Source organism: Streptomyces sp. NPDC039480 (assembly GCF_055597165.1).
The window spans coordinates 22,144-36,510 of the sequence record NZ_JBVITX010000023.1 but is presented as its reverse complement, the minus strand read 5'-3'; the positions used below and the strand labels follow the sequence as shown (position 1 = coordinate 36,510).

Annotated in this window: 10 protein-coding genes; 5 read left to right on the top strand and 5 right to left on the bottom strand. The window is 69.8% G+C overall.

Going from position 1 to position 14,367, the window contains the following annotated elements:
* Both ACZ56E_RS40425 and ACZ56E_RS40420 read right to left on the bottom strand, forming a co-directional pair.
* The coding region (locus tag ACZ56E_RS40425) for an amino acid adenylation domain-containing protein (RefSeq protein WP_471221965.1) at positions 1-3,260 on the bottom strand (3,260 nt) is incomplete at its 3' end.
* Positions 3,261-3,319: 59 nt separating this feature from the next.
* Positions 3,320-3,538, bottom strand: coding sequence for an MbtH family protein (locus ACZ56E_RS40420; protein ID WP_471221964.1), 219 nt, complete (start codon positions 3,536-3,538; stop codon positions 3,320-3,322).
* Between the two features lie 172 nt (positions 3,539-3,710).
* Here ACZ56E_RS40420 and ACZ56E_RS40415 point away from each other — a divergent pair, with 172 nt between their 5' ends.
* The 4 genes from ACZ56E_RS40415 (at position 3,711) to ACZ56E_RS40400 (ending at position 5,682) form a co-directional block, all read left to right on the top strand.
* Positions 3,711-4,073, top strand: a complete 363-nt coding sequence (locus tag ACZ56E_RS40415; protein WP_471221963.1) for an ArsR/SmtB family transcription factor — start codon at positions 3,711-3,713, stop codon at positions 4,071-4,073.
* A gap of 2 nt (positions 4,074-4,075) precedes the next feature.
* On the top strand, positions 4,076-4,345 hold the full coding sequence (locus ACZ56E_RS40410) for a hypothetical protein (protein ID WP_470982332.1): 270 nt from the start codon (positions 4,076-4,078) through the stop codon (positions 4,343-4,345).
* Between the two features lie 142 nt (positions 4,346-4,487).
* On the top strand, positions 4,488-4,913 hold the full coding sequence (locus ACZ56E_RS40405) for a hypothetical protein (RefSeq protein ID WP_471221962.1): 426 nt from the start codon (positions 4,488-4,490) through the stop codon (positions 4,911-4,913).
* Between the two features lie 55 nt (positions 4,914-4,968).
* Positions 4,969-5,682 carry a DUF4097 family beta strand repeat-containing protein gene (locus ACZ56E_RS40400; RefSeq protein ID WP_470982334.1) on the top strand — a complete coding sequence of 238 codons (714 nt, stop codon included), beginning with the start codon at positions 4,969-4,971 and terminating at the stop codon, positions 5,680-5,682.
* Between the two features lie 59 nt (positions 5,683-5,741).
* Here the strand turns inward: ACZ56E_RS40400 and ACZ56E_RS40395 are convergent, their stop codons facing one another.
* Positions 5,742-7,688 carry an AfsR/SARP family transcriptional regulator gene (locus ACZ56E_RS40395; RefSeq protein ID WP_471221961.1) on the bottom strand — a complete coding sequence of 649 codons (1,947 nt, stop codon included), beginning with the start codon at positions 7,686-7,688 and terminating at the stop codon, positions 5,742-5,744.
* A gap of 324 nt (positions 7,689-8,012) precedes the next feature.
* Here ACZ56E_RS40395 and ACZ56E_RS40390 point away from each other — a divergent pair, with 324 nt between their 5' ends.
* Complete coding sequence (locus ACZ56E_RS40390; RefSeq protein WP_471221960.1) at positions 8,013-9,023, top strand: CinY protein; 1,011 nt, start codon at positions 8,013-8,015, stop codon at positions 9,021-9,023.
* Between the two features lie 22 nt (positions 9,024-9,045).
* On the opposite strand, the gene ACZ56E_RS40385 is transcribed toward ACZ56E_RS40390, so the two are convergent.
* Both ACZ56E_RS40385 and ACZ56E_RS40380 read right to left on the bottom strand, forming a co-directional pair.
* On the bottom strand, positions 9,046-9,942 hold the full coding sequence (locus tag ACZ56E_RS40385) for a DEAD/DEAH box helicase family protein (protein WP_471221959.1): 897 nt from the start codon (positions 9,940-9,942) through the stop codon (positions 9,046-9,048).
* Between the two features lie 1,294 nt (positions 9,943-11,236).
* Complete coding sequence (locus ACZ56E_RS40380) at positions 11,237-14,143, bottom strand: FG-GAP-like repeat-containing protein (protein ID WP_471221958.1); 2,907 nt, start codon at positions 14,141-14,143, stop codon at positions 11,237-11,239.
* Between the last annotated feature and the right edge of the window lie 224 nt (positions 14,144-14,367).

Here is a 14,367-nt window from a genome sequence, read left to right as displayed (position 1 = left end):
ACCACGGCCACCGCATCCGGAACCACAACCGCCTGCCGCTCCACCAACTCGTGCAGACACACGTCCTCGACCTCGACACGAGGACCGACCGCCCATTCCGCGAGCCGGCCGCGCTCCTCGTGCGACAGGAGGTTGAGGGCGTCGAGAGGGGTGCGCGGCTGGGCCGCGACGGCCTCCAGGAGGCGTACGTAACCGGTGGCGATCCGCTCGACGGTGGCGTGCTCGAAGAGCGATGTGGCGTACTCGAAGCTGCCCGAGAACGAGCCGTCGGACTGCCGCTTCATATAGAGCGTCAGGTCGGTCTTGGCCACGCTGAGCGCGTCCTGGACGGCAGCGAGGTCCTCGCCTGCCGACGGCTCGGCCCCGCCGCCGAAGAGCTCGTCGTGCAGGTCGAAGGCGACCTGGTAGAGCGGCGTACGGGACATGTCGCGCTCGGGTTCGAGGTCTTCCACCAGGCGCTCGAAGGGCAGCGTCTGGTGCGCGAAGGCGTCGCGGCACACGTCGCGGACGCGCCGGACGGCCTCGGTGAAGTCGAGCTCGCCGTCGAGGGAGCAGCGCAGGACCAGACTGTTGAGGAAGAAGCCGACGACGCCTTCGAGTTCGGGGCGGTCACGACCGGCCACGGGCGTGCCGACGGGGATGTCCCACTGGCCGGTGTGCCGGGCCAGGACGGTGGCGTAGGCGGTGAGCAGGGACATGAACGGCGTGGCGCCCTGCTGCCTGCCGAGTCCCGTGAGGGAGTCGGCGACGGCGGCGGGGACGGTGAAGGCGACGCTGCCGCCGAGGGAGTCGCGGACGGCCGGGCGCTGCCGGTCCGTGGGGAGTTCGAGGGGTTCGAGTCCGTCGAGCGCGGCCCGCCAGTGGGCGAGTTCGGCCTCGACGACCTCGTCGGTGAGCCGCTCCCGCTCCCACACCGCGTAGTCGGCGTACTGGACGGGAAGCACGGGGAGTTCGGCGGGCCGGCCGTCGGCGCGGCCGGTGAGGAGGGCGCGCAGTTCGCGTTCCAGGACACCGGCGGACCAGCCGTCGGACGCGATGTGGTGCAGCGTGAGGAGCAGGCCGTCGGGCTCGCCGGGGAGCTGGACGAGCAGGGCCCTGGCCACGGGTCCGGTGGCGAGGTCGAAGCCCTGGCTCAGCTCGTCGCGCAGGGCCGCGGTGAGGCCCTGCCGCGCGGTGGCGACGGTGCGCATCGGCACGGCGCCCTCGGGCGCGGGGACCTGCACCGGCTCGCCGTCGACGGCGGTGAACGTGGTGCGCAGGACCTCGTGCCGGGCGGCGAGGAGGTCGAGGCTGTCCTGTACGGCACCGGGCGCGAGGCCCTGCGGCACGCGCAGCCACAGGCCGGTGACCCACTCGGGGCTGCGGGGAGTCATCCGGTCGAGGAACCACAGTCGCCGCTGGCCGAAGGAGAGGGGCAGAGCGCCGTCGCGCGGGACCGGCAGGACCGGCCGGTCTGCGGGGCTGTCCGGGGTGATGAGCCGGGCCTGGGCCTCCACGGTGGTGGCGGTCAGCAGGGTGCGCAGCGGGAGCGTCACGCCGGAGGCGGCGCGCAACTGGTTGGCGAGGCGGGTCAGTTGCAGGGAGGAGCCGCCGAGCTGGAAGAAGTCGTCGTGCACGCCGGGCCCGTCGCTGTCCTGGCCGGGGCCGAGGATGTCGTGCCAGGCGGCGGCCACCGTGCGTTCGGCCGAGGTCCGTGGCGGGACGCGGGTGGGCCGTCCGGTGGCCGGGACCTGGTCGGGAGCGGGCAGGGCGGCGCGGTCGACCTTTCCGTTGGCGGTGAGCGGGAACGCGTCGAGCCGGACGAAGAGGGAGGGCAGATGGGTGTCGGGGAGCAGGTCGCGCAGAAAGGTGCGGAGCGCGGCCGGGTCCAGGTCGCCGTCGCCGTGTATGTAGGCGACGAGGCGGGCGGTGCTCGCTGCCTCGGCCGTGGTCACGACGGTGGCCAGGACGTCGGGGTGGCCGGCGAGGGCGGCCTCGATCTCCGCGGGTTCGATGCGGACGCCGTTGACCTTGATCTGGTGGTCGGCGCGGTCGACGTACTCCAGGGTGCCGTCGGCTCTCCAGCGGACGAGGTCTCCGGTGCGGTAGACGCGGGCGCCGGGGCGGCCGAAGGGGTCGGGCACGAAGCGGTCGGCGGTCAGTCCGGGGCGGCCGAGGTAGCCGCGGGCCACGCCGACGCCGCCCAGGTGGAGTTCGCCGACGACACCGATGGGCACGGGCATGCCGTGCGGGTCGAGGACGAGGGCCTGGGTGTGCCGGACGGGGCGGCCGACGGGGACGGCGCCGCTGGTCTGGGCCGGATCGAAGCGGTGCTCGGTGGCGTTGACCGTGCACTCGGTGGGCCCGTAGCTGTTCCAGACCTCGACGTCGGCGCGTCGGCGCAGCCGTTGGACGAGTTCGGCGTGCAGGGGTTCGCCGCCGGACAGGACGAGGCGCAGTGCGCCGCAGTCCGCCCATGCCACTTCCTCGATCAGCAGCCGCAGGACGGAGGGCACGACCTGTAGGACGGTGATGTCGAGTTCGGCGACGGCGCTCAGCAGGGCGCCGGGGTCGCGTTCCACGCCGTCAGGTGCCATGACGACGGTGCCGCCCGCGGTCAGCGCGGCGAAGAGTTCCCAGCAGGAGGCGTCGAACGTGAGGGTGGTCTTCTGCAGGACGCGGTCGTCGCTGGTGAGGTGGTGGGCCTCGGCCATCCAGCGGTTGAGGTTGGCGACCGCGGCGTGGCTGACGACGACGCCCTTGGGCCGGCCGGTGGTGCCGGAGGTATAGAGCACGTAGGCGGCGTTCTGCGGGCCGACGGCGGACTCGGGTGCGTGGTCGGGGCAGGCGTCGATCTGTTCGCGGACGGCCTCCATGACGAGGGGGCGGGCCGCGGTGTCCCGTACGGCGTCGGCGGAGGCCTCGTCGGTGAGGACGAGGGTGGCCCCGGTGTCCTGAAGGACCCATGCGGTGCGTCGGCGGGGGTGGTCGGGGTCGAGGGGAACGTAGGCGGCGCCCGCCTTCCAGATGCCGAGCAGCGCCGTCAGGAGGTCGGTGCCGCGCCGCATGCAGACGGCGACCAGGGTCTCCGGCCCGGCACCGCTGGCCCGCAGGAAGTGCGCCAACCGGTTGGCGCGCATGTCCAGTTCGGCATAGCTCAGCGCCGACCTGCCCGAGATCACCGCCGTGTGTCGGGGCGAGGCCGCGACCTGGCGTGCGATGAGTGCGTGAGTGAGCGAGTTCTCCTCGGAGGACTCGCTCGACTGCGGCTCAGTGGACATGGTGTTCCTTTGCGTGGTCAACAGCGGTGAGCTGGGGCAGCGGTGCGGGGTCCGGCGGGTCAGGCGGCGGCCTGCTCCTCCATGCGGCGGCGCAGGCTCAGGGGCCGCATGTCGGTCCACACGGTGTCGATGTGGGCCAGACACTCCTCGCGGGTGCCCTCGGCGCCCTCGGCGCGCCATCCGGCGGGCAGGTCCCGGTCGGCCCACCAAATCGAGTACTGGTCCTCGTCGTTGAGCACGACCCGGTAGGTGCGGTCGTCGGTGCGCTCTTCAGCCATGGAAAGACTCCTCACAGGTTGCGTACGTGAGGTGATCCACTCATCCCGGCCCTGCACGGCGGCATATGAGCCCTATACAGGCCCTATATCTGACGCACGGTCGGATCCCGGTAGAAGTACGCGACGACCAGCCCGTTGCCCGATGATCTAGCACCTGCTAACTTCTCTTGGCATGGGCAAGGGAGACACTGCACTCACCGGTCCGACCGGCGATGATCTGATAGAGGTCATGGCAGCGCTCTCCAACCCGCACCGTCTGCGAGTCGTAGCCGCCGTCGCCCGACAGCGGAACTACGTGAGTCAACTCGCGAGAGAACTGGGCATCAGCCGAGCACTGCTGCAGATCCACCTCCGCAAGCTGGAGGCGGTCGGGCTAGTCACCGGCAAGCTCGAACTCTCCGAGGACGGCAAGGCGATGAAGTACTACGAGACGACCTCCTTCGCCTTCGTCCTCACCCCTGAGAGCATCGCGACCATGGCCGAGACGCTGCACATCGAGAGAGCGCCCGACAGCAACAGCAACCAGAAGGAGTAGTAGTGACGTTCTATGACGCGGACGCCATCGTCTGGAGTCTCGGAGTGCTCGTCCTCCTCGTGCCCGTGGTGATCGTGGCCATACGCCAGTCCGGCGCCACCGCACGGGCCAAGGCCCAGCTCGCACGGGAGCGGGAGTACCAGCGGCTGACCGAACTGGCCGTGAACACACAGGAGCTGACGGACCACAAGCTCGGCGAGATAGCCACCGAGCTCGCGGACATCAGGGTCCGCGTGGCCTCCATGGAGAAGTCCCTCAAAGAGGTCGAGTAGCCGAGCGGCCGGGCAACAGGCCGAACACCAGCGAAAGTCCGGGCCGCCGGGCTGCCACCCGACGGTCCGGGTCAGAGAAGTACGCGTTCTTCACCCCGGGGCATCCCGGCAAGCGCAACTCTCCGAGAAGGGAGAGCAGTCCGTGCTGCTCAAGAGCAAGTCTACCGACGACGGCCGCACCGGTACCGATCTGCGGGAGCTGCACCTCCCCATCAGCGGCTGGTCCCTGCGGATCGGCAGGAGCAGCGAGGGCCGGTTCGCCCTCGCGGTGCACGACGACCAGGGTCACTGCCGGGACGCCATGGTGTCCTCCCTGTTCGCACCGGCGTTGCTGCGCGATGTGCGGCAGGGCGAAGCCCACGGCCGGCCCTGGACACTCGCCTGGGGCAAGCTGCCCAAGGGCATCGAGGACGTGCACATCGCCTTCAGGCAGCCGCGGCGGGTCCTGCCGGTGCCGCCGGTCGTCATCGCCGACCGCTTCTGGGTCGCCGAGACCTCGGGCCGGTTCACGTACGCCGCCGCCTTCGCCGGTGGTCTGCCCTGGTGCCTGCAGGCCCAGGCGACCTGACACACCGACAACTCCGATTCACCAGCTTCCAGCAACACAGAGGAACACCACCGTCATGATGACCAAGCAGCCGTCCGTCCCTACCCGAGGTGGCGTCAAGGCAGCCGCGTTCTGCGTAGTCGCCGCCGCTTCCCTGCTGACCGCGTGCTCCGGCATGTCGGACAAGACCGGCGAAGAGTCGTACGACATCAAGGAGAAGGTCACGTCGCTACGCGTCGACGACTACGCGGGTGTCATCGAGGTCGTCGCCGGGAGTGGCAACACCGCCAAGGTCACCGAGAAGTACGAGTACAGCGACGGCAAGCCCCGCACCCAGCACTCCGTTAAGAACGGCGAACTGTCCCTGAAGAACCCGGGGTGCGGCGGCGACGCCGACAAGTGCGTCGTGCGCTACCGCGTGGAGGTGCCCGCGGCGACCGCCACGCATCTGACGGTCGGCGGCGGCGAGATAACCGTCCGCGGTCTGTCGGGCACCACGTACGCCAAGGCCGACGGCGGCAACGTACAGATCGAGGAATCCACCGCGAAGACCGTGACCGCTCTCGTGGACGGCGGTGACGCGAGCGCGTCCTTCGCCGCGGTGCCCGACCGGGTGAAGGTGGCGACGGACGGCGGGGACGCCACCGCCCGTCTGCCCAAGGGCACTTACGACGTGGACGCGAAGACCGATGCGGGTGAGCGCAAGGTCTCCGTGAAGACCGCCAAGGACTCCCCGCACAAGATCAAGGTGTACACCGACGGCGGCGACGTCAGCGTGGTGTCCGCCTGAAGACATCCCCATGACCCCCGGTGGGGATGAGGGCCTGGGGCCGCGCTCGCCGCGCGGCCTCAGACCTGCCCGGCGAACGCGGGGGCACCTCTGCCGGCCGGCTGCACCAGGGCGCGCAGGCCCGAGCGGCGGGCGGCCCCGGCGGACGGAGCGTACGAGGCCATGGTGGCGCCCGCGCACAGCGGCTCCACCTCCCGCTCCTGGAGCTGCTCCTGGGCCAGGGCCCAGGTCAGGCGGTGCAGGCGGTAGCCGTCCCGCACGCCGTCGACGGTTTCGATCAGATGGGAGTCGACGAGCTCGTCGACGAGGTCCTGCGTCTCCTCGGTCGGCCTGCCGATGGCCAGGCTCACCGAAGAGAGCGAGAACGGCGCGGTGCCGAGTGCCACCAGCGAGAGCAGTGCGGCGCGCATCTCCTCCCGGCACGCCGCGTAGTTCTCCGCGAGCCGCGCTCTCACCTGGAGGTCGCCGAGGACCAGTTCGTCGAGCACCCGCCGCTCGTCGGCGAGCCGCTCGGCCAGCCTGGCCGGCGAGCTGTGCGGCCGGGCGACGAGCCGGCCGCCGCTGATGCGGAGGGCGAGCGGCAGACCGGCGCACAGCTCGACGATGCGCCGTACCGCCTCCGGCTCGGCGTCCATGCGCCGCTGACCGACGATCCTGGCGAGCAGCTCCCACGACTCACCGGGGCTCAGCGCCTCGAGGTGCACGCGGCGGATGCCCTCCAGCGCGGCCAGCTGATTCCGGCTGGTGACCAGCACCCCGCAGCTGGACGCACCGGGCAGGAGCGGGCGGAGCTGCTCCTCGTTCTGCGCGTTGCCGATGACGATGAGCAGACGGCGGCCCGAGACACAGCTGCGGTAGAGCCGGGCCAGCTCGTCGACGTCCGTCGGCATCGCGGCGGAGTCCACGCCGAGCGCGGTCAGCAGGTCGCGCAGCGCCTGCGCGGGCTCGGTCGACCGTTCGCCCGCACCGAGGTCGATGTGGATCTGACCGTCCGGGTACTGGGCGCACAGCTGGTGCGCGGCATGGAGGGCGAGCGCGGTCTTGCCGATGCCGGGCATGCCGAGGATCGCGTAGACCGGCGGGGAGCCCTCACACCCACTGCGGGCGGTCAGCCACGCACAGAGGTCTGCCAGCTCCGCCGAACGGCCGGTGAAGTCGAGCGGTGCGGGCGGCAGTTGGGCCGGGCGCACGGTCGGAGCGCCGGTGTGCCCAAGGGCCGCTTCGGGCTTGGCCTCGGAGAGCAGGACAGGCGGCCTGCCGTGCGGTCCTTCCTCCTGGGACGGCGCGGGCGCGGAGTCGTCGGTCAGCACCATCTGGTGCACTTCCTGGAGCAGCCCGCCGGGCTCCACACCCAGGTCCCTCACCAGGACCCGGCGGTAGTCGTGGTACGTCTCCAGGGCCTCCACGCGCCGGCCGCAGCGGTGCAGCGCACGCATCAGCTGGGTGCGGAGCCGCTCGCGGTGCGGGTGCGCGGCCACCAGGGTCATCAACTCCGCGATCAGTCCAGTGTGTCGGCCGAGTGTGAGGTCGGCGTCGATGCCGTCCTCAAGGACGACGAGCCGTGCCTCTTCGAGGCGCGGCGCCTCGACCGAGACGAGAAACTCGCTGGCGCCCGCGAGCGCGGGGCCCCGCCACAGCGCGAGGGCCTCGGTGAAGTGCGTGGACGCCTCGTCCGGGCGGCCGACAGCCATCGCGTCGCGTCCGAGCGCGGCCAACCGCTCGAACTCAACAAGATCAAGACTGTACAGCTTGTTGCTGATGCGATAGCCGGGGCGCTGCCGGTCGATGCGCACCTCGGGTCCCAACAGGCCCCGCAGCCGGGACACATATGTTTGTATCTGCGCCTGAGCCGTCGCGGGCGGATCCTCGCCCCACAGCAGCTCCGCGAGCGCGGCGTCCGAGACCACCCTGCCGCTCGACAGGAGCAGCGAAGCCATGACAGTGGTGATCTTCGATCCCGACAACTGCAGCTCGATGCCGTTGTGCCAGACCTCGATGGGCCCCATGACATGAAATCGCACCTTGTCCCCCTGTTTCACAGATCTATCCCCCATGGTCGGAAAGCGTCGGGTTCTATGGATAGCACACTGCCGAAATGGGCATTTCTTGGTGAGTTGACGCTGCGTCGGCCCAGGGACCGACCATGTCAGCACGTTCGAGCGCGGGGGCGTACGGGGCCTTCGGGCCCTTATGAATCAGGTATGGCCCGAATATAGGGGGGTCGCCAAGGCTCGTCGGCAGGGCTCGGTACGGCCGCGAAGGACATGGCCGAGCGCCGGGCGACGCACCGCGGCCGCCGGGAGAAGACCGCAAACGAGCAAGGCAAAATCATGATCAAAAAGAAGTCGAAGTTCCGACGCACGGCTCTCTCCCTGGCGGCGGCCGGTGCGCTGGGCCAGGCGCTCCTGATGGTTCCCGCGCAGTCGGCCCATGCCTTCGGGACGGTCGACAAGTTCGGCCAGCATGCCGAACACGAGCGCATCACACGGGCCGCGCTCGCCTGCCCGCCGGACACCGCGTCAGACGGCAGTTGCTTCGAGCCGCGTTCACTCGACCAGGTCGCGGGCCACGCCGGCACCTTCGGCGCGGTCGGAGCTCCGGATTCCGACGAGACCTTCAAGCCGAGGGCACACTGCGACAACGCCGACTTCCTCGCGGAGAACGGCTATCCCCGCAGCCGGGACGAGGCCGACAAGGCCCTGCGGGACTGCGTCTCCCATCTGCAGCAGCGCTTCGACGGCGGGGTTGCGGCAGGAGGCAAGACCCTCGCTGCCGACGGTTCCGTGGCAGCGGGCGAGACAGACCTGAAGAAGGACTGCACGTACTTCCTCGACATCTCCGGCCGGGCGAAGTGCAACGCCCTCGAAGGGTTCGGGCGGACCCTGCACGGTGTGCAGGACTTCTACTCGCACAGCAACTGGACCGACCGCGAGGACTCCGGCCGACCGGTCGACCGGAAGAACCCCCCGGGGCTGAACCGGACCGATCTCGTCCCGTTCTTCGACATGAAGGCGACCGACGGCTCCGACGCATCGTTCCCCAAGAAGCTGAGCACCGGGTGCTTCTCTCTCACCTTCGGCTGCTCGGGCCGGATCACGCACGACGACCTGAACAAGGACAAGGGCCTCATCGACCCGGCCACCGGCACCGCGACCGCACCGTCCACCGCCCGCGGCAAGGTGGGGGACAACTTCCAGCGGGCGGTCACCGGCGCGATCACCGACACCCGGCGCCAGTGGGCCGACTTCCGCGAGGCGCTGATCCGGAAAAACGGAGCGGCCAAGGGCAAGCGCATCGCGTGCGTCCTCACCCACGACGACCCGGCCCGAACCTGTCGGTGACGGCCCGAACCTGTCCGTGACGTCAACGCCAAACGGCCCCGCCCCGGCTATAAAGCCAGGTCAGGGACGTAGCAGGCAGAGCGGCAGACGAGTAGGGCTGTACGCCGGGTTCTGTCGCCCGGTCGCCTCGCGGCGGCCGGGGAGACGGCCATCCATCTAGGGCCGGCATTGCTGTCGGCCTCGTGCGGTCTACCCGCGGACTCGGGCGGGCAGCCCTCGATCGTCCGCGCAGAATCAGTGACCGGCCACGGGCCATGGCCTCGGCGGCCACTGCTCTGGCCAGGGCGACAAGGAGTTCCGGTGGGACAGGCCGCTGCGTCGTCCAGCCCGGCCATGCGTTCGGCACGCTGTCCGAAACCGATCCGACGAGGGCGGACAACGCCCGCGCCCTGCGCCACCGACCGAAGGCGAACCACCCGGCGCCGGCTACCTTCCGTGCCCGCTCCTCCCAGCGCGCGAGCAAGGCGACATCACTGTCGGCCCATGCCCCTGCGAGCAGTTCCACCGGCAGTCCGAGCCCACCCACCCGCCGTGCCCGGTCCCGCAGCAGCTCCAGCAGACGTGTCTCCTCACCGACAAGTCGGGCCGCCTCCGCCCTCTCCGACCCGGCCCGCGCGTGACGGTTGCGCAACTCATCTCCCACAGTCGTCGAGTTGCGTCCAGGCGCATCGACAGGCTGGGCGAGCAGCCGTTCCAGCTTCGCGGCCTCACGCTCCAGAGCGGCAGCGTTACGCGTCCGCATGAGCAACCCCGGCGAGATCGCATCGCGCCGCTGGGCCACTACGTCCACGGCCTCGTTGTTCGTGGACGCGACGAGCACGGGCTCCCCCGCGGCAACCGCCGTGGTGACCACCGCGGTCGCGACCTCGCTCTTCCCGGTGCCAGGCGGTCCCGTCGCGACGGTGAGCGTGCGCGTCATCGCCGAGGTGATCACTCGTTCCTGGCTCTCGTTGCACGGCCCTGGAGCCACCACGACCGGATCGTTGCGACCAGGGTCGCCTCCGGCATCGCCACCAGTCAGGAGGGCAAACCAGTGCGGTACCTGACATCTCCCCAGTGCGTGTGGACATCTGAAGGAGGTTGTCCACAAGGGCCTTGGTCGCGATCCGCTCCACCCCCGAGGGTGCGAGAAGGACGGCAGCGTTGTGAGCACCGGGCCCCAGCGAATCCATGACGGACCGCTCGCTGAGTGCGGACAGATCGAGCGGTTCCAACTCCGGCAGCCCGAGCTCAGTCAGCAATTCCCGTACGACCGAGGCCATTTGGGCGCCGTTGCCCTCCTGCCAGGCCGGCTGCCAGCGAGCCAGGAGCTCAGCAGCGTCGTCGTCCTCGATCAGCTCCGTGATCACACTCGTATGGAGGGACAGAACACCACTGGAGCGCAGGCGGTCACGACCGTCCTCATCAGGGGCAAGCTCCATCGGCTGGATCAACGGCGATGCGATCCGCACCGCTGCCCGCCGACTTCCGTCCCCACCACGCTCGGGCAAGGTGACGGCCGGATACCCGTACCAGTACTCCTGCAGACCTGCTCCATCTGTCTGTGCACCCACACTCTTCAGCCTGGGCAGTTGCTGCGGAGCAGGAAGGCCGGAGCCCAGGCCGCACTGCACGGTCTCAGATCCCTGCCCCAGCAAGAAGTACGAGGAGCCGCGGTCGCTGTCCCGGTCGGGCAGCATTCCGCTCGCTGCCTGCGCGCCCAGGCAGCGAACGTAGTAGCGCAGGAGCCGCTGCCGGTCGACACCGTCGAGGGCATCTCCCCCAGCCAGTTGCTGGGCCTTCAGCAAGGCCGTGGGCCTGACGGTGCGCACTTCTTCGCGAGGCGGAGCCGGCAGCTGAACCGAGCGGGCCACGGAGCGCGCGAGCGGGAGCGAGTACGTTGCCCGGATCGTGGACTTGGTCGGCCGCTGCTCCTGCGGCACGCCCTGGCGGACCATCTGCGAGGTCAGGTACTCGAAAACGCGTGCGGGTGAGGCGGTGGCCACCCTGACGGGTGGAGACCACGGCGGCGGGGATGCGGGCTGCGGTGCACGGGGTGAATTCCACAGTCGTGGTGGACCGAGGATGTGCGCTGCGAAATCCGGGAGCCGGAGGTGTGGCGGCGCGCGGTTCGAGGAGGTGGGGAGGCCCGACGCGGGGCCTCCCCACCCGTCATGCATGCGAGTTGCGCGTCGTACAAGCGGACGGCAGAGGCAGTCCGCAGACCGCGGGCGTCAGCCGAGGGCGGTCATCTTGTCCCAGCCGCCAGTGCCGATCACGGCCGGTGCACCGAGGCCACCGGCCGTCAGGCGTGGGTAGAAGTGCAGCCCCTGGCTGGTGTTGTTCGTGGTGGCCCACAGGTCAGGGACGCCGTCGTCGTCGGCGTCCGCGGCCGAGGTGAGCAGGGGGCGAGCGGCGGGAGTGAAGCCGGTGGCCGTCAGCTTGCGTACCCCGGAGCCGAGCCCTTCGCCGTCCGGGCCGGTGCCTTCGTAGGTGAACAGTTCGCCGGTGCTGCGCTTACGTGCGAGCAGGTCGACGTGGTTGTTCTTGGTGACGTCGCCGGGGGCGGCGAGGTCGTAGCCGGACCAGCCGCCGTCGCCGATGAGGACGGGTTCGGCGTATTCGTCGAGGTAGCCCGTGGCGTGGCCGAAGTAGAGCCACAGGTGGTTGCCTTCCTTGACCAGCAGGTCGGGGAAGGACGGAAGGTCCCATTCGTCGATCTCGCCGTTGCCGTCCAGGTCGGTGGGGCCGTCGACGTCGCCGATGGCCAGGATCTGGTCGGCGTTCTTGAAATGATCGTTGGCGGGGTCGTACAGGCTCAGGTCCCGGCGGCCGTCGCCACAAGCGGAGCCGTTCGCGTCTTCGCCGTAGCTGGTGCAGGCGTAGCCGAAGCCGTTGTTGGGGTGGATGTGCAGGTGTCGGCTGCCCTTGGCGCCAGTGGTGGTGATGAGGTCTTCGTAACCGTCCTCGGTCCAGTCACCGCGTCGCGTGATCAGGGAGCCGGTGAAGTCCTGGGTGCTGGCATCGCTGGTGGTGCCGATGCGGCCGTTGCCCTGGCCCGCGTACAGGCGCAGCTGTCCGGTGTCGTGCAGGGCGAGCAGGTCGGGGTTGCCGTCGCCGTTGAGGTCGCCGGGCTCGTCAGTCTTGCCGGTGGGGTTGGCGTAGAAGAGGTAGGTGCGGGTGTCGGACTTGTTGTCCGCCTTGTCCAGGGAGCGGGCGAAGACGCGCTGGGGACCGGTCGAGGGCGGGGTGAGTCTGACCTTCGTACTGCCGCCTGCGGCAGGCGCGTTGACGGAGCGGACCTTGGGATCCCAGTCGGTCCAGTACTCGTACTTGGCGACGTCCTTGATGCCGGCGGAGGACAGCGTGAAAATGCCCTCGGTGCGGGCGGGAGAGGTGTTCTCGGGCCAGCCGCCCTGCCCGTCGGGGAACTGGGTGGACGTGATGCCGGGCGGGTTGCTGGGCCGGTTCGGGTCGAAGGCGAAGCGGCAGCCGGGGGCTCCGCTGATCGGGTTCCAGTCGGAGTTGGCCTTGCCGTCGCGGGCCTGGACCTTCCACGAGTAATTGCCGTTCGCGGCGCCCAGGTGCTTGGTCAGCAGGCTCTTGGACACGGTGGTACGGGCGATGCCGCCGGAGGTGACCTTGACGTCCCGGTCGACGACGATGCCGGGGCTCGTGTCGTGCTTGCCGGTAGGCCACAGGTGGAAGCGCGCGGTGACGCTGCCGCCGTCAGGGTCGGAGACCTTCGCGGTCAGCTGCACGTCGGTGTTGCCGACCGTGACGTAAGTGCCCTTGTCGCCGCAGGAGTTGTTGACCCGGGTGCTGGGCACCGTGTCCAGGCTCGAGGGCTTGTTCGGCACTGAGTTGTACTCGGTGGAGAGCACGGCGGTGGAGGCGTCGAACTTCTTCCACGCGTGCACGTCGCTCTCGCTGGCGCGCAGCCCGAAGGCGATCTTGTTCCACTTCTTGGCCGCGGCGTCCGCGGTGGCGCCCTTGACGTCGAACTCCAAGTTCCCGGCCGGGCAAGAGGATGACCAGCCCTTGGCGGCGGTGACGGTGGCGTACTTCTTCGACCAACCGGGCTGCTTGTTCCAGGTGGTGGCCGAGGAGATCGCGCCGGTCAGCCATACCTCGACGGGCTTCTTGGTGCAGGACCAGGAGTGCGTGTTCTTGATGCGCAGGGTGGACTTGGTGATCTGCTTGCCGTGCAGCTTGCGCGGGTCGAACTGGACGAAGGAGCGCCAGGTGCCGCTGGTCTCCGACTCGTGGCCGACCCGGGCGACCTTGGAGGAGTGGTTCCAGTACGAGGTGCTGGGGTGCTTCTTGCTGACCGCGGTCCAGCCCAGGCGAGGGCTGGAGACGGTCGGGTCGATGTAGACGGGGAAGACGGTGTCCGGGTCGGACAGCACCCTCTGATCCGGCGTCACGACCAGTTCGTCGCCGGCGGCCTCGAGGGGCATACGGGTGGTGGGGGCTCCGTAGCGGGGCTCGAAGACATCCTCGCTGCGCGCGGCCGGCTTGCTTGCCTGCTCGTCCAGCAGGGCGCCGACGGTCTTCGTCTCTGCGGCCTTGGTCTTGGCGGCGGACAGCTGTGTGTCGGGGACACCGGCCGAGTCCCACATCTCGGGCGCCGGCGCGGTGAACACCTCCTGTCCGGCCGGGTTCACCGCGGTGAGGTTGCCGGTCTGGTCGGTGCTGACGCTCACTCCGTCGGCGTCGAGACCGTAACGGACCTGTTTGAGCAAAGGGGTGTCGGCGGCTTCTCGCGTCTTGACCACGAGCAGTTGCTGATAGCCGTCCACACCCGCCTGCATGCGCAGGTCGATGCCCGGCGCCACCTCCGGGTAGACAGCGGTGTCACCCTCCAGGCGCGGGGTGGGCAACCGGCCCGGCCAATCGACCGTCAGGGATCGGCCGTTGCGGGTGATCGTCGCCAACGGGGCGTCGCCGCCGGAGGAGAACTCCAGGCCGACGTCGACTGCCTTCGGACGGACCGCGCCGTCCCGCAGCAGCAGGGTGGTGTCGACGTCGACCAGAGAGTCGTCCTGCTTCACGCGGACCGGCGCCGCCGCCGTCTCCTCCGTGAAGGTGCCGTCGGGGTTGGCGAAGACCGTGTCGAACTGGGTGCGGCGGGCGCTCACTTCAACCCGCTCGCCCGTCTGTACGGCCTTGCGCGATGCGGCCGTCTCCGGTTCCGCGCCAGTTGTCGCCTGCCCCGCTTGCTCCTGACTGGTTGAGCCTGGCTCCGCGGCGGCTTGCGACACGGTCAGCACCGGAATGGCGAGGGCCGTGGCCAGAGCGCAGGCCAACGATATACGAGGCAACGTACGCCAGGAGTTTCGGGGTTGACGGCCTGTTCTCAACA